Source organism: Pseudoalteromonas sp. S3178, from assembly GCF_005886985.1.
In the GTDB taxonomy this organism is placed as follows: domain Bacteria; phylum Pseudomonadota; class Gammaproteobacteria; order Enterobacterales; family Alteromonadaceae; genus Pseudoalteromonas; species Pseudoalteromonas carrageenovora.
Genome location: NZ_PNCW01000010.1, coordinates 14009 through 38213, shown reverse-complemented (window position 1 = coordinate 38213; position 24205 = coordinate 14009). Strand labels below are relative to the sequence as shown.

Below are 24205 nucleotides of genomic sequence, written 5' to 3'. Positions count from 1 at the left end.
TTTAGCTTAACGTATTCATTTCATTGTTTTAAACATCGCTGCTATTATCGACGTCTTAATAACAATAAATTAAAGGAATACCATGAACACACCACGCTTTAAACTCAGCATGAGCGCGCTTGTGGTTGCCAGCACACTTGCTTTATCGGCTTGCGATGCACAGGTAACACTAGACACCAGCGATTCATCACAAGCTACCAAAACAGTAACCGCAAAAGATGCAAACGCATTTATAGCAAAAACAGAGCAAGAGTTAAGTGCGCTTTATTTAGAATCGAGCCGTGCAGAGTGGATTTACGCAAACTTTATTACTCATGATACCTCAGCACTTTCTGCTGAAGTTAATCGTAAAATGACCGAAACCGTTGTGCGCTTAGCCAATCAAGCCGCGCAGTTTGATGAGCTCGAACTTGATTATGACGCACGCCGCAAACTTAATAAGCTTAAACTAGCGCTTACCCTGCCAGCCCCGCAAGACGCCGAAAAAACAGCTCAGCTATCAACTATTGTGGCTGAGCTTGGGGGTTTATACGGTAAAGGCAAATATTGTAAAGACGATGGCAGCTGCTTAAGCCTTGGCGACATGACGGCAAAAATGGCCACCAGCCGAGATTACAACGAGCTACTTGATTTATGGCAAGGCTGGCGACAAATATCAAAACCAATGCGCCCGCTCTACGAGCAACAAGTTGCACTTACCAACGAGGGTGCCAAAGAGCTTGGTTATGCTGATACGGGCGCAATGTGGCGAAGTAAGTACGATATGCCAGCCGATGACTTTACCAAAGAGCTTGACCGTATATGGGGGCAAGTAAAGCCATTATACAACTCTCTTCACTGTCATGTTCGTGCTAAATTAGGTGAAAAATACGGCACCGATAAAGTAGTCCAAGATGAGCCTATTCCTGCGCACTTACTTGGAAACATGTGGGCGCAAGCGTGGGGTAACATTTACGATGTAGTCGCACCAGAAAATGCTGATCCAGGTTACGATGTTACTGAGCTATTAGCTAAAAATAATTACGACGAACTTAAAATGGTAAAAGGGGCTGAAACCTTTTTTACCTCAATGGGATTTGAGCCACTACCAGAGACCTTTTACGAGCGTTCGTTGTTTATAAAACCAAAAGACAGAGATGTGCAGTGTCATGCATCTGCTTGGAATATAGATAGCAAAGACGACTTACGTATTAAAATGTGTATTCAACGCACGGGCGAAGAGTTCTCTGTTATTCACCATGAGCTAGGCCACAATTTTTATCAGCGCGCTTACAACAAACAGCCTTTATTTTATCAAGAAAGTGCAAACGATGGTTTTCATGAAGCCATTGGCGACACCATTGCCCTTTCGGTTACACCAGGCTACTTAAAAGAAATTGGCTTACTAGAGCAAGTACCTGATGAATCAAAAGACATTGGCCTATTAATGAAAATGGCACTAGATAAAGTGGCTTTTGTGCCATTTAGCTTAATGGTTGATCAATGGCGTTGGCAGGTATTTTCAGGGCAAGTAAAGCCGCAAGATTACAATAAAGCATGGTGGGAACTTCGCGAAAAGTACCAAGGTGTGCAAGCGCCTATCGCTCGTAGCGAAGACGACTTTGATCCTGGTGCTAAGTACCACGTCCCGGGTAATACACCTTATACACGTTACTTTTTAGCGCATATTTTACAATTTGAATTTCATCGTAGCTTATGTGAAATTGCCGGTAACGATAAAGCGATTCATCGCTGCTCTATTTATAACTCAAAAGAAGCAGGGAATAAGCTAAACGCAATGCTTGAAATGGGTTCGTCTCGCCCATGGCAAGAAGCACTTGAAACTGTAACAGGCAAACCGCAAATGGACGCTACAGCCATGCTCGATTACTTTGCACCACTGCAACGCTATTTAGATGAGCAAAATAAAGGCCGTAATTGCGGCTGGTAATAGTTTACAGTTAAAAACTCAAACGTTTAGATACAACAAAGCCCGCTCAAATGAGCGGGCTTTTTATTCATATTCTAATTTTTAGTTAAATTAGAACTGTAAGCTTAGATTTGCGAAGTAAGCATCGTAATCAGAATCATCCCAGTTATTGCCGTAACCTGCTTCTAAACCAACATTGTTGTTGAAAAAGTGTTGAGCACCAAGAGTGTAGTCATCATTTTTATTAACAGTAACAAACACCGATGTTGCTTTGCTGAAATAGTAGTTAGATGCTAATTCCCAGTTACTTGAACCGCCATCAACATCTTCAAATTTACCTTCAACAGTTAAGTAGTTACCTTGCTGTAAATCAACAAAGTACTTAGCTGCTACTGCACGGTAATCAAACTCATCATCTGCTGTTACTGTAAAGCCGATATAATCAGTGCTGTTTAATTCGTGGTTATATGCTAGGTCAAACACAAACTGATTGTCAGCATCTTCAACATCTACAAACGTTGCTTTTAATACAAGGTTTGGATTAAAGAAGTAACCAGCTGAAAGTTCAATTACATCTGTGCTTGAGCCAAAATCACTATCGAAGTTATTGTACTGTGCACCTAGTACAAAATCTTCTACAAAATACTCACCGCCAATGCTAGTAACATCTAAAAAATCATTATCACTGTATGCACCATAAACATTTGTTTGCTTATTGATGTACTCAAATTGATCATAAGGACCTAACGTCGCTTTTGGAGAAAAATAATAAGTTGAGTCAACACTTACAGTGTCATCACCATCTACATCCACGTATCCTACATGGCTGATTGATTGGTAAGTATCTGCGGCAATTGCAGTGCTTGCAGCGCTTGCAGCGCTTGATAATAAAATGCTCGAAATGATAACGGCTAATTTTTTCATTTTAAATTCCCTATAAATATTACTTTTTATGCCTCAGCTGTCTAGCCAAAGTCGGGGCGCATCCTAACAGCATAAAATGAACAAAAACTGAATTGAAGACCAAATTAAAAGCAAAAACAACCACTTGAATTGTTAATTACTACGTTCAAATGTAAACATTAAGAAAACTTTAAATCTACAGAATAATAATATGCCATTATATAAACTTAAAAAGTAACAAATAAGGTACAAATTGTCGTTAAATTGATACAACTAAACTATTCGATAAACCTCACCAATGTGGTTTCCTTCAATTATATTTTTCTCATTTTTCAAAAATTTTTACTTTTTAATTTTAAGAAAGCTACTTAGATGAGCAGAACAAAGACCGTAACTGCGGCTGCTAAAACATTTATCACGGTTAATCTGAGTTAAAAACAACAAAGCCCGCTAATTAAGCGGGCTTTTTAATACTTTTGTTTTAACTAAATCAGGGAATTAATTAAAACTGAAAACGCATGTTAGCAAAGTATGCATCGTTATCAGAGTCATCAGCATTGTTCTCGTAACCTACTTTAAGACCAATGTTTTTATTAATAAAGTGCTGAGCACCAAAGCTGTATGTATCTTGCTTGTTGTAGTTAGCAAATACAGACGTTGCTTTTGAGAAGTAGTAGTTTGTTTCTGCTACCCATTGGTTCTCTGCATCTTCAATGCTTTCGTATTTACCTTCAAACGTTAAGTAATTACCTTGTTGTAAATCAATGAAATATTTAGCTGCAACAGCGCGGTAATCAAAATCGTCATCTGATGTAAGTGTTACACCTACGTAATCGGTACCATTTAACATGTAGTTGTATGCTAAATCAAATAATGCAAAGTCATCGCCGTCTTTGTTTTCAACAAGTGTTACTTTTGCAAGTAAGTCTGGGTTAAAAAAGTAACCGCCGGTTAGTTTGTAAAGTTCACCGTTAGAGCCTGAATCTGGGTCAACGTTTTCATATGAAGCACCCACTAAAAACTCATTAATAAAGTATTCGCCGCCGACGTTAGTTACATCTGCAAAGTCGTCATCAGCGTAGCTGCCGTATACGTTAGTTTGCTTATTGATGTACTCAAACTGATCGTACGGGCCTAATGTTTTTTTAGGAGATAAGTAATAAATAGAGTCTACAGCAACGGTATCGTTGTTATCGCTATCTTTGTAGCTTAAGTTACTGATTGAGTTATAGCTGTCTGCAGCAGCCGCAGTGCTAGATAATAAAATGCTTGAAATAATAACTGCTAATTTTTTCATTGTAAGACTTCCCTTTGTACATTGCTTTTTATGCTTTAGCTCATTGACTAAAGTATGCACATGCTAACGCCGGGAAACTGAATGAAAACTTAATTAACTAGTTGTATTTATTAAGTTAATTGTAAGGAGGTGTAAGAAACTGTAATATTAAAGTAGTTGCAACATCTAATCAACAACTACTTAAACAATGTACGAAAAGTTAAAGTGCGTGTTGGCTAATTACTCGGTACACTTCGTTAATATTATCGCCCGACTTAAACTCTTTACTAATGGGTGTAGGGTCTGAACCAATCCAAATTTTAAGCTCAGCGTCTAAATCAAAGTGCCCTGCACTTTCTTTACTAAACTTGGTGATTTTAGAGTAAGCAATACTCACCATTTCCATTTTTGAGCCCGTCATACCTTGCTTATCAACCAAAATTAAACGCTTGTTTGTAAAAATAAACAAGTCACGAATCACTTTATACGCTTTTTCTACTTGCTCGCCATCTATAAGCGTATTGGCAAGCAATTTTTCAAGATCTGAGTCATCTATTTCGCTTGCATTACCCATTAAACCGCTTAGTAATCCCATTATGCTTTCTCCTGTTTAAATATTTGATTTTCTAATGTGTGACCGTTTACTAATTGCCTATATTGCCAGTTTTGTTGATGGCAAAAGTTTAACAAAGCAATATCCAGCGGCTCATTTGCTGGCTGATATTCAACGACATATTCTTTGTGTTGGCTCATATAAACACGGCTCACACCTGCTAACGATTGTAGTTGTTGCTCTACATTTTGATAAGTCTCGTTAAGCATTAATGTATAAAAGTGTTTATCGGTATTATTCTCTTTAGTTTGATGCTCGCTCAGTATGCCTTTATCTAAATGCAGCACTTGCGAGCATAAACGCTCAAGCTCGGTTAAATCGTGCGAGCTTAAAATAAATGTAGCCTCGCTACTTAAGCTAGATACCAGCTCTCGCACTTCTCTGGCATGAATAGGATCAAGCCCCGCAGTGGCTTCATCAAGCATAACAATTTGCGGAGAGCCAATAAGCGCTTGCGCTATAGTTACCCGTTTTCGCATACCATGAGATAAATCGCCCGCACGCTGTTTTGCTACTTCTTTTAAGCCCACTAAATCAAGTACACGCAGTGCCTCGGTATGGCTTTGCTTGGTGCCCATACCTTGCAACTTGCCGTAAAAAGCCAGTTGCTTATCTATATTAAAACGCGGGTCTAACTGCGCATCTTGCGGTAATGCACTGACTTTATTAAAAAGTGCAGCGCTACCAGGCTTATACCCTAAAATAGAAAGCTCACCTTGGCTTGGGTTTATATACCCGCATAGCAAACTAAATAGTGTGGTTTTACCGGCGCCATTGGGGCCCACTAACGCAACTGGCGCACCTTTATTAATTTCAAAGTTCACATTATTAAGTGCTTGCTTTGCACCATACGATTTACTTAAGCCGCTGGCTTTTATTAATACGCTCATAGCGAACTCCTTGTAAATATTCTATGTGCAATAGCAATAAACCCCGCACTTTGTATAAGTGGTACACCTAATGCGCTCAATAAAGGTAAGTTTTGTCCTGCTAATAGCTCAGAGTTAACACCTGGGAATATATAATCAAGTGCATTTAAAGCCGGTACCTGCCATGCCAGTATTCCTACAACAATGCCGCCACCAGCAAAATATAAAATAGCCAATACAATGGCTAAACGTGATGATCGCGCAAAGGTATTTATTAAACTCATTAGTGCTACAAATGGGCTAAGCACTATTACCATAACAATAAAAATAGAAAGTGCGCGCGTAAAGCCGCCCATTAATAAGCTGGGATCTCTGTAGCCAAGTACACCTAGTGTGGCAACAAGGGTTATAGCTAATAAACACGCCAGTACACCAAGTTGTCCTAAAAAGCAGCCAAACAAAATTTCAAAGCGCGTAGCGCGCAGCGATATAAACCTCAGCGTTCCTCGCTCTCTGTCGCCAACAGTTTGGTCACTGGAAATAAAAATAGCAAATAGCGGAAAACTATACAGCGCCACGAGCCAGTACATGGCAAATTCAGACTCTGGCCAATCAAGTAGCTTACTTAAGCCAATTGTGCCTGAAATATCACGCACCATTTGTTCAAAATTAGGCGCACTAATAATGCTAACTGCTTGTCCTATTGGGTAGCGCAATATTAATAACCAAACCAGCGCAAAAGCGGCCATAGCAATTAAGCCGCGCTTAGTTAAAAACATACGAATAAGCTCAAAGCCCGCAATTTGCGTTAATCGCCCTATGTTTATTATTGATGATGTTGCCATTGGCTATCCTTAATGACGTTTTATTTTCAAAGTATTGTTCAACACTAAGTGTAAACACCTTGAATTACCAGCAAAAAAAAGCCCACCTAAGGCGAGCTTTGTAACAAACCATTTAAATGTAACAGGCCAAACATCGTTTATTTTGGCCAAATTTTATAAATGCTGTTTGTATACCTCAAGCGCTTGGCTTAAGTCGCTAATTAAATCATCAACGTCTTCAAGGCCAATGTGCAAGCGTATAACAGGGCCTAAATCCCAGCCGGTTTTTGAACGAAGTCCTTTCATGGATAAATTAGCCGTTACTAAACTTTCAAAACCGCCCCACGAAAAGCCCATTTTAATGTGCTCAAGGCTATCTAAAAATGCATCAATTGCTTTTTGATTGCCGGTTTTCATTACAAATGAAAACAAGCCGTTGCTGCCATCAAAGTCGCGTTTAAAAAACGCATGCCCTGGGCAGGTTTCAAATGCAGGGTGGCGAATGTGATCAACAAGCTCATGTTGCTCAAGCCATTTGGCAACCTCTATGGCTGCTTTTTCATGTTGATTTAAACGCACGCCCATTGTACGTAAGCCTCTAAGGGCTAAATATGCATCATCGGCGCTGGTGCACTGACCTAGTAAATAAGAGTGTTCTCGAAGGGTCGGCCAGTATTTTTTATTGGCAACCGCTACACCCATCATTACATCTGAATGGCCTACAATATATTTTGTTGCCGCTTGTATACTAATATCTACCCCATGCTCTAATGGGCGGTAGTGCAATCCATTACCATAGGTGTTATCAAGCATGGTCATAATATTTTGCTCGTTTGCTACCTTTACCATGGCTGGTACATCTTGTATTTCCATGGTTATAGAGCCCGGAGATTCTAAAAACAATACCTTAGTATTTGGCTGTATATACTCTTTAATACCCGCACCAATAGTTGGTGGGTAGTAAGTGGTTGTTACCCCAAGGCCTGCTAAAATTTTATCGCAAAAATCGCGCGTTGGCTCATACACGTTATCAACCATTAAAATATGATCGCCCGTTTTTACAAACGACAGCAACGCTTGGCTAATCGCTGCGGCACCACAGGGGTATAACGCGCAGCCTTCGCCACCCTCAAGCTCAGTAATGGCTTCTTGCAGGGCAAAATGCGTACTTGTGCCACGGCGACCATAAAATAAAGTTTTATCGCCACGCGTTTTAGCGGCTTCTTTTAAATCGGCCACGCTATCAAATACAATGGTAGAAGCGCGTTGCACTACCGGGTTTACTACGCCATGGGTATAGACTTTTTTGCGCCCTGATGACACTAATTGAGTGTTTTTATTTTTGCTCGACATTATCAATCCTTAAACCTTATTTGAAAGCCATTGCTCAATTAAAAAGCGTGAAATAGAGTCAACACGTGGAAGTTTATAATGCTCGCCCTCGTCGCCCATATTGCCAAACTCGGCTACCTCTTCGCGGGTAAACCATTTAGCATCGTCTAATTCGTTTTTATCTACATTAATTTGCTCAGTTTTAGCCTGTGCAATAAAGCCAAGCATAATAGATGAAGGGAACGGCCAAGGCTGAGAGGCAATATAACGTACATTTTCAACGTCAACGCCCGCCTCTTCTTTTACTTCACGAGCAACCGCTTGTTCAAGCGTTTCACCTGGGTCAACAAACCCAGCAAGCGATGAATACATACCTTGCTGCCATATTGCTTGGCGGCCAAGTAAACAGCGCTCTACGCCATCGGCAAATACTTTTGTAACCACCATAATTACCGCCGGATCAGTGCGTGGGAATGTAGGGTGTTTACAGTGCTCGTTTTCACATAAGCGTGAGTGCCCTGCTTCAACTAACTTATTTTTACTACCACAACGCCCGCAAAAGCTATGTGTTGCGTGCCAGTAGCATAAACCACGCGCTAGTGCCGCAATTGAGCCATCTTGCATAGCCACTTGTGGACCATATTGGCGAATATCAAAAAATTGCGCATCGCCAATAATTGGGGCTAGCTCGTCATCGTGTATGGCCGACACATCAAGTGCAAATACACCGTGTTGTTCGTCATTTGAACCTAAAAACAGCGCATCTGATAAATCTAAATGGGCAATTTGTTGGTGTGTTAAATAGCACACCTGTGGGGAATTTTTATAAAACAATGTATGGTTATTATTAACCAAAAGCCACTTACTTTGCGCCGACATTTTTGCGCTTAACCACGCAGCGTCTTTACGAAAATTAGAACCTCTATCTAGTGGCATGTTGCTGTAATGAAGCATGTAAGTCCTTGGTAACTCGTTATGCTTTAAAATTACCATAATCATTTAGCAAACCCAATTGATTACAGCAATAAAAAAAGCCTATATAAGGCTTTATTAATCTATAACGGCTTTGTATTAAAATCTCTCATGTTGCAGGCACTTAGCTTGCTCTTTTTTAACTATTTTTTGCTGTTAAAGGAGCAAGGAATTGTCAATTAAATGAAACTGCTCAGCACTTTGTTTAAGCACTTCGGCGGTTAACCTATCGGCGCCGTAAACATCGCATGGTACATTATATTGGTGTTTTAAATGCCCCAATAATAAAGCAAAGTCACCATCGCCAGAGAGTAAAATAACTTTATCGAGATTTTTACCTTGCTCTAGCATGTCTATCGTTATGCCTACGTCCCAATCGCCCTTCGCGCTGCCATCTCGACGCTGAATAAAAGGCTTAAGTTTTACCTCAAAGCCAATGGCCCGCAAGATGTTTTGAAACTGGTTTTGTTTTTCATCACCGCGATGAATTGCATACGCAAAAGCACAATCAATTGTGTATTGCTGTTTCATTTGCGCCCAAAAGGCATTGTAATCAAAATTTTTGCGGTAGCTCTCACGGCACGTGTAATAAATATTTTGTACATCAACAAAAATACCAACACGGGGTTTATTGTTTTGCGGCTCGTTATGTGAAGTCATTTATTTTCCTAAGTGGATAAAGGCAAATGGCCCAATTAACGTTGGGGCCATAAATGAGTGTTCCTTGCAATTATGCTTTAAGTAACCTAAATTGGTTACTTAATTAAATGTAACCAAATTTGGTTACTTAGGCCTATGTAACCTAAATTGGTTACTTATTGGATTTTTATGATTGGTGTGATCAGCGGCGATATCATTAAATCGCAAAAAATACCTAAGCAGCAGTACGATGCCATGCTTTATCAACTAGAGCAAAGTTTGCGTGCAGTTTGTAATAAAACAACGCTTTGGAACATTTACCGGGGTGATGCATTTCAACTGCAAATAAACCAAAGTGAGCAGTTAATTAAAACCGCCATCCTGATATATTTACATTTAAAGTCAGCCGGATACGAACTAAGGCAGAGTATGGCACTTGGCAACGTTGATAACCCACGCAGTGACATTAAAACCGCAACGGGGTCTGCGTTTGTACTTTCAGGGCAAGGCCTAGATAAAATAGCGAATCAACGCTTTGTTTTTACTATTGCACAGCAAACAGTAGATGAAAGCTTTAGCCTTAATCTCGCCTTTGCTGATACCTTGCTGAGCAAAATAACGCAAAAGCAGGCCAACGCTTTGTACGTGTATTTAACGCACACAGATAACAGCCATGCAGCACTTGCTAAAGAGCTAAATACGAGCCGCGAAAACGTTACTAAGCTGCTTAATTTAGCCAATTACCAGCTTATAGAGCGATTTATAACTTATAGCGAACAAGTAATAAAAAATATAATAAAAGGAATTGTATAATGGCGTTTTCATTATTACTCGTGGCACTTATTATTGGCCATCTTCTCGCTGATTTTTACTGGCAACCAATGAGTTGGGTAAACGAGCGAAATACCCGCCACTTTAAGGCTAAAAAGCTCTACTTACATGTGCTAGTTCATGGCATTACGAGCGCTATAATTCTTACTCTTTGGGAATATACATTTGGCTGGCAACAACTAAGTACTGTGTTACTTGCCACAGCTGTAATTATGCTTAGCCATTACTTTATTGATATTGCTAAGTCGTATTCAAATAAAGGGGTTGTGCCCTTTTTACTCGACCAAATAGCGCATATAGCCGTAATAATAGCGCTGTGTATTTATATAACCGATAACCAAAGTTTAATCGCATACGTAAGCGCACTTGCCACGAACCCTAAAGTACTCTGGGTTGTATGCGGATATTTAATTATATTAAGCCCAAGTGCCGTATTTATAAGAATGATGCTAGAGAGGCTCACCGCTAACTTTTCAAGTGAGGGCAGCTTGCCATTGGCTGGGCAAAGCATTGGCATGATAGAGCGTGTATTAATGCTGAGCTTTATATTGCTAGATCAGTTTGCGGGGCTTGGCTTTTTGCTCGCTGCAAAGTCGGTATTTAGGTTTGGCGATTTAAGTGCCAGTAAAGATAAAAAGCTCACCGAATATGTAATGCTAGGCACCTTATTAAGTGTAAGTGTTACCCTGTTTATAGGATTAGGCGTTAATTATTTGATTAGGTAGGCAGTACATTAAGTACAAATTACAGATAATAAAAAACGCGCTACTTTTATTAAAAAGGTAGCGCGTTTTTTTGTATTAGCGTTTAGTTAAAGGCCAATACAATCATTAATAATGATTAATCGTTATTTGTGCGACGACGGCGCTGGCCATTACCACCAACCGATTGGCGTTTTGCCCATGGGTTTTGTGCATTATCGTCTGTTTTGGCTGCTGGCTTTTTAGAACCTCCACGACGAGGGCCTGTACCATTACCGCCATTGTTTGGCTTTTTACTGTTAGCCTTGCTGCTATCAGATTTAGGTTTATTAAAAGGCTGTTTTTTCTTAGGCTTTTTAGCTGGTAGTGGGCGAGCATCTAATGCACGCTCAGCTACTGGGTTTACTGGTTCAAAACCTTCTTCTTCAGCACGAGGAATAAGCTCTCCAATAAAGCGCTCAATGCCGTATAAATCTACTGCATCTTCAGTTGTTACAAACGAAATCGCATGACCAGACGCACCAGCACGACCTGTACGACCAATACGGTGTACGTAATCTTCATATACATTTGGTAAGTCATAGTTTACTACATGCGGAAGCTCTACAATATCAAGGCCGCGTGCCACAATATCAGTCGCTACAAGTACACGTACTTCTCCGCTTTTAAAACCATCAAGTGCTTTTACACGTGCGCCTTGTGATTTATTACCATGAATAGCTGCGCCTACTATATCGTCGCGCTCAAGTTGTTTAACCAAGCGGTTAGCGCCGTGTTTAGTGCGGCTAAATACTAAAACTTGCTGCCAATCGTTGCTACGAATTAAGTGACTTAATAATGCTGTTTTACGTGGTTTGTCTACTGCATAAACACTTTGCGTTACACTTTTAGCCGTGGTGTTTTTTGCTGCAACTGAAATTTCAACAGGATCGTTTATTAGGCCTTTTGCTAATGCACGAATATCGTCTGAAAATGTTGCTGAGAACATAAGATTTTGGCGCTTAGCAGGCATTTTAGCAATAAGGCGTTTAATATCGTGAATAAAGCCCATATCAAGCATACGGTCAGCTTCATCAAGCACGAGTACTTCAACACTATCAAACTTAACTGCATTTTGATTATGTAAATCAATTAATCGACCCGGCGTGGCTACTAAAATATCAACCCCTTTACGAAGGCGCTGCATTTGCGGGTTAATTTTAACACCGCCATACACTACAAACGAACTTACGTCAGAGTGCTTAGCGTACTCTTCTACGTTTTCGCTAACTTGCAATGCAAGCTCACGAGTTGGCGCTAATATAAGTGCACGTACGTGATTGCTTTTAGCTTTAGGGCCCGACGATAAACGCTCAATTAGCGGTAACGTAAAACCTGCGGTTTTACCAGTGCCTGTTTGCGCAGCCGCCATTACATCGCGACGCTCTATAATTGCAGGAATTGCTTGAGCCTGAATAGGCGTTGGCGTTTCATAGCCCTTTTCTAAAACCGCATTAACTAAAGACTGTGATAAACCTAAACCATCAAAACTCATAAAATCTCTCAATAAAATAGAGGCCAAACCGGCCAAGGGCGCATTATACGCAACTAACTTAGAAATGCATGGAAATATTCACTTTGCAAATTAAGTGCTAACCTTAAAAGTAGCTAATAACAATACAAATCAACGCTATGACATTAAAAACTCAAGCTAATCAAATAACACTTAAGCAATGCCTAGAAAGTATAGATTCAAAACGTATTGAAGACACACAAACTTTACTAACCCTGTTTGAAAAAGTAACGCAGTCAAAACCCGTTATATGGGGTAAAGATATTATAGGCTTTGATCACTACAGCTATAAATACGACTCAGGCCGTACAGGCGAATGGCCAATCACCGGCTTTTCACCACGTAAAACTAAGCTTTCTATTTATATTATGCCCGGGTTTGATCACCCCAAAATAGCGGCATTATTAAATAAGCTTGGTAAACACAGCTTAGGTAAAAGCTGTTTATACGTGACGAAATTAGAAAATATCGATTTAGCTATACTTGAGCAAATAATTGCTGAGTCGGTTTTAATAATGAAACAAACATACCCAAAAAATTAATACCAATCTGCTTAATTAAGTGATCAATTTTGAGGCTGGAAAAACGTGTTGAAAGCTTGGCAAAAAATTTTCTATTTAGTTGCTCTCGGCAATTGCTCCTGCATTGCTCTACCTTCTGCATCCATGCAGTCGTAAATGAGCATTTTTAAGCGCAGGTAGCGACACATTTAGCCCCGCAAAATGATTAAGTATTATTACGAATTGGTATAACCTTGCTTAAAAACAACAAAAGCGGCTAATAGCCGCTTTTGTTTATATTTAACTCAATAAATATAATATTACTTAACACCTAGCTCGCGTAAGCGCTCTTGTAGGTAACTATCAGCAGTGTAACGCTCAGAAAGCACAACATCAGGACGCGGGTGTAAAAACAGCGGCAACGAAATGCGTGATTTAGTAGACGCCTTACCTGTAGGGTTAATTACACGGTGAATAGTCGATGGGAAATAACCACCCGACGCTTCTTGTAGCATGTCACCAATATTAATAATAAGGCTGCCAAAATCACATGGTACGTCTAACCAACCGCCATCTGTTTTTTGAACTTGTAGGCCTGGCTCGTTTGACGCTGGCAATACAGTTAACAAGTTAATGTCACCGTGGGCAGCAGCGCGAATAGCACCTGGCTCTTCGTCACCTGTCATTGGCGGGTAATGTAAAATACGTAACAATGTTTGCTCAGAATCAGCAATCATGTCTTTTAAATCAATAGAGAACTTAGCACGTACATCCGCTGGTGCCTCTGCTTGAACCCAGCTTAAAAGCGTTGCTGCAAATTCGTTAGCTAAGCGGTAGTACTCACGTACGTCAGCTTCAAGCTGCGCCGGTACACGGCCTTTAGGGTAAACATGAAAGTACTCTTTAATGTCTTTTACTGTAAAGCCTTTAGCTACTTCAGATACTGAAGGCGGAAAATAACCGTCTTGCGTTTCTTTAGAGAATAAAAAGTCGTGCTTTTGCTCTGAATTAAAGAAGTCTTGCCAATTTTTATAGATAGACTCAACTAAAGATTGTGGAATTGGGTGATTTTTTAATACACCAAAACCAGTATTTCTTAACGATTCAACAAAGTGAGCAGCCGCATCGGGAGCTTTATAATCAACAGTAGGTAATTGCATTGTACGTTCCAGTGAATAGGTTGTTAGAAGTGAACTGCTTTAAAATATAGCTAACATGCCAAGATAAAGTAGCAAATCCTTCATTATAGCGCCGTGCGAGGATAGACAAATCACCCCAAAAACATAAGGACAAATGTCCTCAAGGCTATTTAACAAACAGTTCCCTTGATCGAGATCAAAGTATAATAAACATTGATTTTGCACACATTAGTGCTTATATCTGGTCTATCATTGTAACGTATTTAATTGTGACACTAAGGCTCATCCATGCGACAAAAAGTATCTTTTAAAAGCGGTGATTTAGAACTTGCCGGCCAACTCGAACGCCCATCAGGCGACATAAAATTTTATGCACTCTTTGCCCACTGCTTTACTTGCGGTAAAGATATTGCTGCCGCAACGCGTATCAGCCGAGCATTAACGCAACAAGGCATAGCCGTACTGCGTTTTGATTTTACCGGCCTTGGTAATAGCGATGGCGACTTTGCCAACAGTAATTTTTCTTCAAACATTCAAGACTTAGTTGCCGCAGCCGATCACTTACGTAAAAACTTCGAAGCCCCACAGTTATTAATTGGCCACAGCTTAGGCGGCGCAGCCGTACTTGCTGCCGCTGAACACATTCCTGAAATATCAGCGATTACAACTATTGGAGCACCATCAGATGCGCAGCATGTAGCGCATAATTTTGAAGCGCATTTAGATGAAATTAACGCCGCGGGTGAAGCTAAAGTAAGCTTAGCTGGTCGTGAGTTTACCATTAAAAAGCAATTTGTAGACGACATAGCAAAATACGATCGTAGCCATATAGGCAAATTAAAACGCGCGCTATTGGTTATGCACTCCCCTGTTGATGCAACAGTGAATATTTCTGAAGCCGAAAAAATTTACGCATCAGCTAAACATCCTAAAAGTTTTATAAGCCTAGATAACGCCGATCACTTATTAAGCAATAAAAATGACGCCGATTACGCAGCGACTATTATTGCTAATTGGGCAAACCGATATGTTAAATATGATAAAACCGGCTACAGTGCAAAATTAGAAGGTGGAAAAGTCTTAGTAGAAGAAAAAGATCATATTTTTACCCAGCACGTAAGTACAAAAGACCATACGTGGATAGCCGACGAACCATTAAAGGTAGGCGGCAATAATTTAGGCCCTGATCCATATGATCATATACTCGCAGGTTTAGGCGCATGTACCTCGATGACACTGCGTATGTACGCAACATTAAAAAAACTGCCGCTTGATCATGTAAAAGTAGAGCTTGAACACACGCGTGACTACTACCAAGATTGCAACAACGGTGAATCCACGCAAAACCTTGAAGCCATCACCCGTAAAATTACCCTACGTGGCGATTTAACCGAAGCACAGCGCCAACGTCTGCTAGAAATAGCCGACAAATGCCCAGTACATAAAACCCTGCATAACAGCCCCCTTGTTGTCAGTGAGTTAGTTGAGTAACTAAAACACAATAGCGCAGCCATGGCTGCGCTATCTAATAAAGTAAAGCTCTACAAGTTTTATTAATTTAAAAACGCCCCTACTTCTTTACTCATTCTCTCCACCAGCCACGCTGGCCCGCCATCGTACATATCGTTATGTCGGGATTTTTCTATCGTTACTTGGCTAACCGGAAACTCTTTAAGCTCTGTATCGTTTAATAGCACGTTAGCGTCAGCTGGGTAATCACTACCGCGCAGTGTCAGTACGCGTATATTTTTATTACGCGGGATCAAAATGCGACGGTGATCCAGTGTAATTACTTGGTTTACTTCTCCTGGATAAATTGAAGCGTATAAAGCTGATATATCACCGCCATTAGAGTGCCCAAACAAAGTAAGTTTAGTAAAATCATACTCAGGGTATTGCGCACTTAGCTGATTAACTAAAAACTTAAGTGTTACTACACCGCGGTGCCAGTTTTCCATGCGGGTAGTTAAATATGGCTGCATACGATTAAGCGCAGGGTCGGTTTTAAGTTCATGCGCTACTGCAATGCTTAAATAACCGTGTGCGTTAAACAGCTTACTCGCAAACTCGTACCCATTGTGGCTAATGCCGTAGCCCGCATTAATAAAAGCTACAGGGCACTTTATCTGCGCGCTGCATGTATTACTGTTATTTGGAAGTGTGATATTGATAGGTATGGTTCGATTGCGACTTTGATCTACTATTTCATCGTCTTGTGCAAAGCTAAAAGGTGAAATTAAACTCGCGCTTAGGCTAAGTGCGCTTAATGTTATTAACTTTTTTATTATTTTATGCATGTTTAAACTTATATAAACTATTGTTTTTAAATAAAAATAACTTTTACTATAAAGGTTAGCGCGCGCCATTGCTAATGTATGCGATAATACGCGTATTATTCTTAGTTAATTTAGAAAAGTACCCCCATGAAATCATACAACACCATTGAACAACGTATCGACATTTTGCAAAGTCGAATAGAAACCTACAAAGAAGAAATCGCCGTGTTACAGGCCGAGCCTAAAAGTAATAACGAGCGTATTATTTTTAAATTTATTGAAACAGGCAGCACAGGCAAAACAAAAGACTTTGTTCGTGAGTTAGGTATTAAGTCGCCGCGCGATAGCTTATATTCATCGGGTGATGTAACTAAGCTTGTAAAAGACGGCGCTGATGATATTACCCCTGCACTGCTTGAAATTGCTCGTGCACTTGCAAGTGCACGTAACAAAAATGGCCCTAGCTGTTAATACCTAGCTAAAGCGACTGTTTAACCTCTATATTAGGTTATTCATTATTTAGAAGCTCGCACTTTGCAGCTTCTAAATAACGTAAATTAGTCACACAGTTCTATATCAAGGCTTGTAAGCAAATTAAGTGCTTCAAAGCGCTCAAACTTAGCGCCCGCTAATATATTATTGTTTAAATCAATATTAAACTCAGTTGCACCAACAAAGTCACACTTAGTTAAATTGGTTTGAAAAAACTCACTATCGCGAAAATCTGTCCCGGTAAATTTACTTTGCTTTAAATCGGCATGTCTAAAATCAACGTTTTTTGCAAAGCAGTGAATTAATTTCAGAGATTTTAAAGTTAACTCAAAAAAAGAGCTATTACTGAGCTCACAACTATTAAAGCTCACTGGCGCATTTATGCTTAGCGCTCCCCAATCTGCATCGCCCCATTGCACGCTGTTTAACTTACAATGGCTAAAGCTTACATTTTCAAGCGAGCTGTAGCCCCACTTGACTGACGACAGATTACAATTTTTAAAGTTGCACTGTATAAATCGGCACGTTTTAAAGTGCGCCTGCGATAAGTCACATTCTATAAACGTACACTCTTCAAATTCAGTATTTTCAATTGCTTGCTCTGCTAACTGCAAGGTACTAAATTGCTGATCGTAGTAATGCTTATTGTTATAAATTAACACTGTTTGTACTTGTCCGTAATTAGGTGTATTTAATGGGCATAGGGGTTATTTTTAGGTAAGTCTTTTTTTAGTGCTAACAACGCTATAAAAATTAAAGCAAATAACGGAAATAGCGCTAAGCACCCACCAACAAAGGCTAAAACTGCGGGCATGGTACTTTTTCGTTTACCTATTTTGTAACTTGCTACAGCAAAAATAGGCACGCACAACACAATAAAAAAAGCTAAAAATTCACCAAATAAAGTTAGATTGAACGACATAAGAATTCCTTTTCAAAGTGCTAAATACCAATTCGCTTAGTTAAATGCCATGGTGGATTAGTACAAATAGTAAACTAACTATAATTTAACTATAAAAAAACCCTTAAGCAATAACTTAAGGGTTTTTAAATTTAGCTAAAAGCAAATAAGCTAAGCAAATTACTCTTCGCTAGGAATTGCTTTTTCTACTACGTTAATAGCAAGCTCAGTAAGCGAATCGCTATTAGCTTTGCTAGGCGCGTTAGTTAATAAACATGACGCTTGAGTTGTTTTAGGGAAAGCAATAACGTCACGAATGTTATCTGTACCACATAAAAGCATTACTAGACGGTCAAGGCCAAATGCTAAACCTGCGTGCGGCGGTGTACCATATTTAAGTGCATCAAGTAAAAAGCCAAACTTATCTTGTTGCTCTTGTGCATCAATACCTAAAATTCTAAATGCGGCTTCTTGCATATCTGCATTGTGAATACGTACCGAACCACCACCTACTTCGTAGCCGTTTAATACCATGTCGTAGGCATCTGAAATAGCCGCTGCTGGGTTTGCTTCAAGCTCACTTGCACTAATATCTTTTGGTGCGGTGAAAGGATGATGCACAGCATGTAACGTGCCTTCGTCATCTTCTTCAAACATTGGGAAATCAACAACCCAAAGCGGAGCCCAGCTATCAAGGTTAGTGATTTCTAAATCAACACCAATCTTCAAGCGAAGCGCGCCCATTGCTTCGTTTACAACGTTACGTTTATCGGCACCAAATAAAATAATATCGCCAGTTTGTGCGTTAGTACGATCAAGTAACTGGGTAATTACCTCTTCGTTTAAAAACTTAGCCACTGGAGATTGAACGCCTTCAGCGCCTGCATCACGGTCGTTTACTTTCATCCACGCCATGCCTTTAGCGCCGTAAATACCAATAAACTTAGTGTAATCGTCAAGTTGTTTACGCGAAAGCTTAGCGCCACCTGGTACTGTTAATACAGCAACACGGCCTTTTTCGTCGTTAGCCGGACCCGAGAAAACATTGAACTCTACATCTTTTACTAAATCAGCAACATCAACTAATTTCATTGGGTTACGTAAATCTGGCTTATCAGAACCGTAAAGGCTCATTGCCTCGCTGTAAGGCATAATTGGGAAGTCGCCTAAATCAACGTTTAGTAATGACTGCCACATTTCACGAATCATTTTTTCAGTCATGCCACGTACTTGAACAGAGCTCATGAACGAGGTTTCTAAATCTATTTGAGTAAATTCAGGTTGGCGATCGGCACGTAAATCTTCATCACGGAAACATTTTACAATTTGGTAGTAACGGTCAAAACCCGACATCATCAACAATTGCTTAAATAACTGTGGTGACTGTGGTAAAGCGTAAAAGCTACCTTTATGAACTCGGCTCGGTACTAAATAATCGCGTGCGCCTTCTGGCGTTGCTTTAGTGAGTACAGGTGTTTCGATATCTAAAAAGCCGTTTTCATCTAAAAAGCGACGAACAAAGCTGCTTGCTTTAGCACGTAATTTAATACGGTCGCTCATTTCAAGGCGACGTAAATCTAAGTAACGATACTTTAAACGGCGCTCTTCTGAGTTTACTTGGTTAAAATCAAGTGGCAGCGGTTCAGAGCGGTTAATAATATTAAGCTCTTTACCTAAAATTTCGATTTCGCCAGTCGCCATGTCTTTATTTACTTGGCTGTCTGGACGTGCGCGAACAATACCTTTTAACTGAACACAAAATTCTTGACGAAGTGTATTAGCAGAGCTCATTAACTCTTCAATGTCAGAATCGAATACAACTTGTACTAAACCTTCTCTATCGCGTAAATCGACAAAGATAAGTCCACCAAGGTCACGTCGTTTGTTGATCCAGCCACATAGTTCAACTTCTTGATCTACGTGAGTTTTATTTAGCTGTCCGCAATATATAGAGCGCATAGTTTTCCTGTCAGATAAAAGGCTTAAACGGTTAAAGTTATTTGTTTTAAGGCGTGTGATTTAAAAAACAGGTCACCACAATACAAATAAAGCCGCTAGCAATCTAAAAATAATCAAATTAAGCCCTGCATTATACTCAACTAACATTAAGATGCTAGGGCGTGTGTTTAGCTTTGTAATGTTAATTTGCAGCAACTACCAAATGTATTTGGTACACTTGCGTCACGAAGTAATTTATCAGCTATTTATATGTTATATATTGGATGCCCTCAGTGGTCGAGCAACGCGTGGAAAGGCAATTTATTTTCAAGCCACTGTAAAAACGCCGATATGCTTAGCCAATACGCCCAGCATTTTAATTCAGTTGAAGGCAATACCAGCTTTTACGCCGACCCATCGCCAAGCACCGTATTGCGCTGGGCAAATAGCGTACCCGACGATTTTAAATTTACGTTTAAATTTCATCGTCGCTTTAGCCACGAGCTACAGCTTAGTAATGTACAAACAGAGCTTACCGATTGGCTTACGTTATTTGCTCCAATACTTGAAAAAACAGGGCAAATAATGCTGCAATTACCCAAAGCATTTGGCCCAAACGATTTACCTAAGCTCGCCCAGTTTATTAGCTTACTCCCCAAGGAGCTAAATTACGGGGTGGAAGTACGCCATACTGAGTTTTTTAAAAAAGGCGAAGCCGAGGTAGCACTTAACCAACTATTAATAGCAAATAACATAAATCGTATTTCTATGGATACACGGGCGCTTTTTGCAGTTAAGCCAACCACTGAGGCACTAATAGATGCACAACAAAAAAAGCCGCACTTACCTGTACATGCGATAGCTACTGGCTCACAGCCGATGGCGCGTTTTGTCATAGCCGATTTACAAAACGACTATAAATCCTTTTATAAACCGTGGCTTAGTAAAGTAAAACAATGGCTTGATGAGGGTAAAACACCATATGTGTTTTTTCATACTGCCGATAACCGTGAATCGCCACTACTTGCACGCCAATTTTGTGAAGACCTAGCGTACAGTCACCCAGTATTAAATCCATTCAGCGGTGAAAAAGAAGCCCACCAGCCTACGCTTTTTTAAATAGAGAATAAAAATGAGTGAATACGCACGCTATTTTACCGGCTACCCAGCCAATATTGTTGAGCAGGTATTAAGCCTAATTAAAAACAAAAAAGTAAGTAACTACTTACTAAAAAAGTACCCGCAAGCGCACACCATAACCACCGATAAACTGCTTTACAGCTACGCCACTGATTTAAAAAAACAATATTTAAAAAACGCCCCGCCGTTTGGTCGTGCTGCATTTAAAAAACAAGGTGATATGGTCACCAATGCATTGGGTACTCACACCTACCGTATGCAAGGTAAAACCCGTAAGCACGATTTAGCAATTCACAGCGATTTATTGCGCGCCCCCGAGCCACTATTAAAAGCACTAGTCGTACACGAACTCGCGCATTTTAAAGAAAAAGACCACAACAAAGGCTTTTATAAACTGTGTTGTCACATGGAGCCGCTGTATCATCAGTTAGAGTTAGATTTACGAATTTTTTGTGTGGTAGTCGCGATGGGTGAGAATCCGTATTGATCAGCGGTCAGCGGTCAGCGGTCAGCGGTCAGCGGTCAGCGGTCAGCGGTCAGCGGTCAGCGGTCAGCGGTCAGCGAAAATATAAATACAACCTAACTCGTAATCAAAGTGCTCAGTAATAAAGAACGTGATTTAACATCGCGTTCTCTTTGGTAACTTTTCTACTGAGCGCTGAAAGCTTTAAACTGGCAGCTCAAAAGCGTGTTGGGTTTCGCTTCGCTCTACCCAACCTACATAACATTAAAGCCCTAAGCCTGCCATAAAGTCGTCATCGGCATCATCTTGTTCTGCTTCTTTTGACTTTGCTTTTGCTTTTTCGGCTTTTTGCTTAGCTTCGTTTTCAATAATATCGTCTGGGTCTATTGCATCTACAATGTCAAAGTCGTGAAGTTTAATAAACTCTGTTTTATCCATTGCCAGCTCAAGGTAAAAGATATTTTGTTTGCTGGTTGTAAATGTTACGCGGCGTGCTTGTGGTCGATCCATAGTGGTATCTACCGATATTTGCACTTGTTTATTAATCGCCATCATTTTTGGCTGGTTTTGAGTAATAGAAGTATGCAACTGCTCGCGTACTTTAGAAGTAAAGTCGCCAACAATTTGGTTCATCAGCTCACCTAATACATTAGATACGTCGTCTGATAAATGGCTGTGGGCAATTTCTTCCTCCGGCATACCCATGTTACGCATGTAGTCGCCGTATATCTCCATCGCTGCTTGTGAGGTAAAGTTTGTAACGACTAACCCTGTAAAGCCGCCATCAAATAATACAAAGCAGCCTATGTCTGGGCGCATGCAAGTGCGGGTTATTTTTTGTACCATTGCAGAGTAACTAATGCTGTTACCGCTGGCTGATGTGAGTACACCTGTTACCGAATGACATAGGGTTGCTAAAATATCGTCGGTGCTGATGATCTTACTTTTGCTCATTTAACGTTCTCTTTTATACTTATTATTCATAATTCTAGCCAAGCTACTGAATTTATCACTGACTATCCAGCATAAAATGTTAAAATAGTGCCATTATTTTTAAAGAGACTGCCTTCGTGACCATAAAAGACAGTATTTACGCCTCTGAGCAACAAGTAAAAGATTTTAGCTTTGACCAAAATGTGGTTGAAGTATTTCCTGATATGATCCAGCGCTCTGTGCCTGGTTATGCCACCATTGTAAGCACGATGGGTAAATTAGCAGGCGAATACGCACAAAGTAATTCAAACCTGTACGACTTAGGTTGCTCGCTAGGTGCAGTAACACTAAGTATGCGCCGTAATATTCGCACTGATAACTGCCACATTATTGCAGTAGATAACTCACAGGCCATGGTTGAGCGTTGTAAAATGCATTTACAAGGGTTTAAATCGGACGTGCCGGTTACTGTTACCCTTGGCGATATTAACGAGCTTGAAATTCAAAACGCATCGGTTGTGGCAATGAACTTTACGCTGCAATTTATACCTCATGCTCAGCGCCAAGCCGTGCTTGAAAAAATATACGCTAACTTAAAGCCCGGTGGCGTGCTGCTACTTAGCGAAAAAATTAAAGCCGAAAACGAGCAATGCGATAACTTATTAATTGATTTGCACCACGACTTTAAACGTCACAATGGCTACTCAGAGCTTGAAATAAGCCAAAAACGCACTGCTATTGAAAACGTAATGCGCCCCGATACACTCAGCACTCATTTTAATCGTTTAAGTGATATTGGCTTTAGCCAGACACAGGTGTGGTATCAATGTTTTAATTTTTGCTCAATGGTAGCAATTAAATAAAAAGAGTAATTTATGTCTCAATGGTTTAACCAATTTTACGCTGCAATTGCACAAAGCCCACTTAGCCACTGGCTAGAAACCCTACCCGCTCAATTAAAACATTGGCAGTTAGAGGCAAGCCATGGTGATTTACCTAAATGGCAAAAAGTACTTAAAAATTTGCCTGAAGTAAAAACTACACATGTTGACGTCGCTACTAAGGTAGAAATTGGCGCGCCTGGAGAAATGAGCGAAGGCGAGCAAAAACAAGCAACGCATTTACTAAAGCGAATGATGCCTTGGCGAAAAGGCCCATTTAGTGTGCACGGTATTGAAATAAACACCGAATGGCGCAGTGATTGGAAATGGGATCGCCTCCTACCTCATATTGAGCCATTAAAAGGCCGTACAGTGTTAGATATTGGCTGTGGCTCTGGCTATCATTTATGGCGTATGCGCGGTGAAGGCGCCGAGTTTGTAGTGGGTATTGACCCGTCTGATTTATTTTTATGTCAATTTCAGGCTATTAAACACTACAACCCAGACGAAAACGTACATTTATTACCACTAGGTGTAGAAGCCCTACCGGAACTTAAAGCCTTTGATACGGTTTTTTCGATGGGGGTACTTTATCATCGTCGCTCGCCAATTGATTTTTTAGCGCAGTTAAAAGCGCAGCTTCGCCCAGGTGGCGAGTTAGTGCTAGAAACCTTAGTTATTGAAGGCGATGAAAATACAGTACTCGTGCCTACCGACCGCTACGCAAAAATGCGCAATGTGTGGTTTATCCCAAGTACTGCTGCATTAAAACTGTGGATGGAGCGCGTTGGCTTTAAAGATGTGCAAATAAAAGATTGCGCTATTACCACGCTTGAAGAACAACGCAAAACCGATTGGATGGAAAACGAGTCGTTAATAGACTTTTTAGACCCAAACGATACAAGTAAAACCATTGAAGGCTACCCAGCTCCACTTAGAGCTATATTAACCGCAAAAGCGTAACGGTTAATTTAACGCTTTTAATACTAAAAAAACGCCTGCGGGCGTTTTTTTGTTTATTTAAACAACAAACAGCGGACAAGTGTCCTTGTTTATTATTTCAAAATTACATTTGCGCTAGCCGCGCAGTTGCAATTGTTGTAAAATACGCGCGTTTCTAA

25 protein-coding genes are annotated in these 24205 nt (G+C 40.2%); 10 read left to right on the top strand and 15 right to left on the bottom strand.

Annotated features, from left to right (window positions below):
* Positions 1–82: 82 nt before the first annotated feature.
* Positions 83–1930 (top strand): M2 family metallopeptidase, encoded by a 1848-nt coding sequence (locus tag CWC11_RS02285; RefSeq protein WP_138681420.1) that lies wholly within the window; start codon positions 83–85, stop codon positions 1928–1930.
* A gap of 90 nt (positions 1931–2020) precedes the next feature.
* On the opposite strand, the gene CWC11_RS02280 is transcribed toward CWC11_RS02285, so the two are convergent.
* From CWC11_RS02280 to CWC11_RS02245, 8 genes are all read right to left on the bottom strand, one after another.
* Positions 2021–2833: a putative porin gene (locus CWC11_RS02280; RefSeq protein WP_138681419.1), complete on the bottom strand. Its 813-nt coding sequence runs from the start codon at positions 2831–2833 to the stop codon at positions 2021–2023.
* A gap of 481 nt (positions 2834–3314) precedes the next feature.
* Positions 3315–4109 (bottom strand): putative porin, encoded by a 795-nt coding sequence (locus CWC11_RS02275; RefSeq protein ID WP_058548277.1) that lies wholly within the window; start codon positions 4107–4109, stop codon positions 3315–3317.
* A gap of 199 nt (positions 4110–4308) precedes the next feature.
* Positions 4309–4683: a PH domain-containing protein gene (locus tag CWC11_RS02270; protein WP_138681418.1), complete on the bottom strand. Its 375-nt coding sequence runs from the start codon at positions 4681–4683 to the stop codon at positions 4309–4311.
* Positions 4683–5591 carry an ABC transporter ATP-binding protein gene (locus tag CWC11_RS02265; protein WP_058548279.1) on the bottom strand — a complete coding sequence of 303 codons (909 nt, stop codon included), beginning with the start codon at positions 5589–5591 and terminating at the stop codon, positions 4683–4685. The genes CWC11_RS02270 and CWC11_RS02265 overlap by 1 nt, the downstream gene beginning before the upstream one ends.
* Positions 5588–6415 (bottom strand): ABC transporter permease, encoded by an 828-nt coding sequence (locus CWC11_RS02260; protein WP_138681417.1) that lies wholly within the window; start codon positions 6413–6415, stop codon positions 5588–5590. The genes CWC11_RS02265 and CWC11_RS02260 overlap by 4 nt, the downstream gene beginning before the upstream one ends.
* A 153-nt stretch (positions 6416–6568) precedes the next feature.
* The gene (locus CWC11_RS02255; RefSeq protein ID WP_138681416.1) at positions 6569–7747 is read right to left on the bottom strand and encodes a cystathionine beta-lyase; all 1179 of its coding nucleotides are present in this window, start codon (positions 7745–7747) and stop codon (positions 6569–6571) included.
* Positions 7748–7756: 9 nt separating this feature from the next.
* Positions 7757–8680, bottom strand: coding sequence for an NAD(+) diphosphatase (gene nudC / locus CWC11_RS02250; RefSeq protein ID WP_058548715.1), 924 nt, complete (start codon positions 8678–8680; stop codon positions 7757–7759).
* 174 nt (positions 8681–8854) lie between these two features.
* Positions 8855–9358 (bottom strand): LabA-like NYN domain-containing protein, encoded by a 504-nt coding sequence (locus CWC11_RS02245; protein ID WP_138681415.1) that lies wholly within the window; start codon positions 9356–9358, stop codon positions 8855–8857.
* A gap of 168 nt (positions 9359–9526) precedes the next feature.
* Between CWC11_RS02245 and CWC11_RS02240 the strand changes: the two genes are divergently transcribed.
* Together CWC11_RS02240 and CWC11_RS02235 are read left to right on the top strand one after the other, a co-directional pair.
* Positions 9527–10150: a hypothetical protein gene (locus CWC11_RS02240; RefSeq protein WP_138681414.1), complete on the top strand. Its 624-nt coding sequence runs from the start codon at positions 9527–9529 to the stop codon at positions 10148–10150.
* Entirely contained in the window at positions 10150–10893 is a 744-nt protein-coding gene (locus tag CWC11_RS02235; RefSeq protein ID WP_138681413.1) for a DUF3307 domain-containing protein, read from the top strand. The genes CWC11_RS02240 and CWC11_RS02235 overlap by 1 nt, the downstream gene beginning before the upstream one ends.
* 115 nt (positions 10894–11008) lie before the next feature.
* Here CWC11_RS02235 and CWC11_RS02230 read toward each other — a convergent pair whose 3' ends face one another.
* The gene (locus CWC11_RS02230) at positions 11009–12403 is read right to left on the bottom strand and encodes a DEAD/DEAH box helicase (protein WP_138681412.1); all 1395 of its coding nucleotides are present in this window, start codon (positions 12401–12403) and stop codon (positions 11009–11011) included.
* Between the two features lie 137 nt (positions 12404–12540).
* Here CWC11_RS02230 and CWC11_RS02225 point away from each other — a divergent pair, with 137 nt between their 5' ends.
* Entirely contained in the window at positions 12541–12963 is a 423-nt protein-coding gene (locus CWC11_RS02225; RefSeq protein WP_138681411.1) for a DUF1801 domain-containing protein, read from the top strand.
* Between the two features lie 278 nt (positions 12964–13241).
* On the opposite strand, the gene CWC11_RS02220 is transcribed toward CWC11_RS02225, so the two are convergent.
* The gene (locus CWC11_RS02220; protein ID WP_138681410.1) at positions 13242–14081 is read right to left on the bottom strand and encodes an isopenicillin N synthase family dioxygenase; all 840 of its coding nucleotides are present in this window, start codon (positions 14079–14081) and stop codon (positions 13242–13244) included.
* 267 nt (positions 14082–14348) lie between these two features.
* On the opposite strand from CWC11_RS02220, the gene CWC11_RS02215 reads away from it, so the two are divergent.
* Positions 14349–15551, top strand: a complete 1203-nt coding sequence (locus CWC11_RS02215) for a bifunctional alpha/beta hydrolase/OsmC family protein (RefSeq protein ID WP_138681409.1) — start codon at positions 14349–14351, stop codon at positions 15549–15551.
* A 62-nt stretch (positions 15552–15613) separates the two neighbouring features.
* Here the strand turns inward: CWC11_RS02215 and CWC11_RS02210 are convergent, their stop codons facing one another.
* Positions 15614–16357, bottom strand: a complete 744-nt coding sequence (locus CWC11_RS02210; protein ID WP_138681408.1) for an alpha/beta fold hydrolase domain-containing protein — start codon at positions 16355–16357, stop codon at positions 15614–15616.
* Positions 16358–16483: 126 nt separating this feature from the next.
* On the opposite strand from CWC11_RS02210, the gene CWC11_RS02205 reads away from it, so the two are divergent.
* The gene (locus CWC11_RS02205; protein WP_138681407.1) at positions 16484–16807 is read left to right on the top strand and encodes a hypothetical protein; all 324 of its coding nucleotides are present in this window, start codon (positions 16484–16486) and stop codon (positions 16805–16807) included.
* Positions 16808–16893: 86 nt separating this feature from the next.
* On the opposite strand, the gene CWC11_RS02200 is transcribed toward CWC11_RS02205, so the two are convergent.
* From CWC11_RS02200 to aspS, 3 genes are all read right to left on the bottom strand, one after another.
* Positions 16894–17490, bottom strand: a complete 597-nt coding sequence (locus tag CWC11_RS02200; protein WP_138681406.1) for a pentapeptide repeat-containing protein — start codon at positions 17488–17490, stop codon at positions 16894–16896.
* Positions 17491–17519: 29 nt separating this feature from the next.
* Positions 17520–17750 carry a hypothetical protein gene (locus tag CWC11_RS02195; protein ID WP_058548290.1) on the bottom strand — a complete coding sequence of 77 codons (231 nt, stop codon included), beginning with the start codon at positions 17748–17750 and terminating at the stop codon, positions 17520–17522.
* A 159-nt stretch (positions 17751–17909) separates the two neighbouring features.
* Positions 17910–19688: an aspartate--tRNA ligase gene (gene aspS, locus CWC11_RS02190; protein ID WP_138681405.1), complete on the bottom strand. Its 1779-nt coding sequence runs from the start codon at positions 19686–19688 to the stop codon at positions 17910–17912.
* 249 nt (positions 19689–19937) lie between these two features.
* Here aspS and CWC11_RS02185 point away from each other — a divergent pair, with 249 nt between their 5' ends.
* Both CWC11_RS02185 and CWC11_RS02180 read left to right on the top strand, forming a co-directional pair.
* The gene (locus CWC11_RS02185; RefSeq protein WP_138681426.1) at positions 19938–20786 is read left to right on the top strand and encodes a DUF72 domain-containing protein; all 849 of its coding nucleotides are present in this window, start codon (positions 19938–19940) and stop codon (positions 20784–20786) included.
* A 13-nt stretch (positions 20787–20799) separates the two neighbouring features.
* Positions 20800–21294 (top strand): M48 metallopeptidase family protein, encoded by a 495-nt coding sequence (locus tag CWC11_RS02180; protein WP_138681404.1) that lies wholly within the window; start codon positions 20800–20802, stop codon positions 21292–21294.
* A 240-nt stretch (positions 21295–21534) separates the two neighbouring features.
* Here the strand turns inward: CWC11_RS02180 and CWC11_RS02175 are convergent, their stop codons facing one another.
* A complete protein-coding gene (locus tag CWC11_RS02175) occupies positions 21535–22224 on the bottom strand; it encodes a DUF3334 family protein (protein ID WP_058548293.1) in 690 nt (229 codons plus the stop codon).
* 116 nt (positions 22225–22340) lie between these two features.
* On the opposite strand from CWC11_RS02175, the gene cmoA reads away from it, so the two are divergent.
* Both cmoA and cmoB read left to right on the top strand, forming a co-directional pair.
* Positions 22341–23066: a carboxy-S-adenosyl-L-methionine synthase CmoA gene (gene cmoA / locus CWC11_RS02170; RefSeq protein ID WP_002959989.1), complete on the top strand. Its 726-nt coding sequence runs from the start codon at positions 22341–22343 to the stop codon at positions 23064–23066.
* 12 nt (positions 23067–23078) lie between these two features.
* Complete coding sequence (gene cmoB, locus CWC11_RS02165) at positions 23079–24047, top strand: tRNA 5-methoxyuridine(34)/uridine 5-oxyacetic acid(34) synthase CmoB (protein WP_002959991.1); 969 nt, start codon at positions 23079–23081, stop codon at positions 24045–24047.
* Positions 24048–24205: the final 158 nt, after the last annotated feature.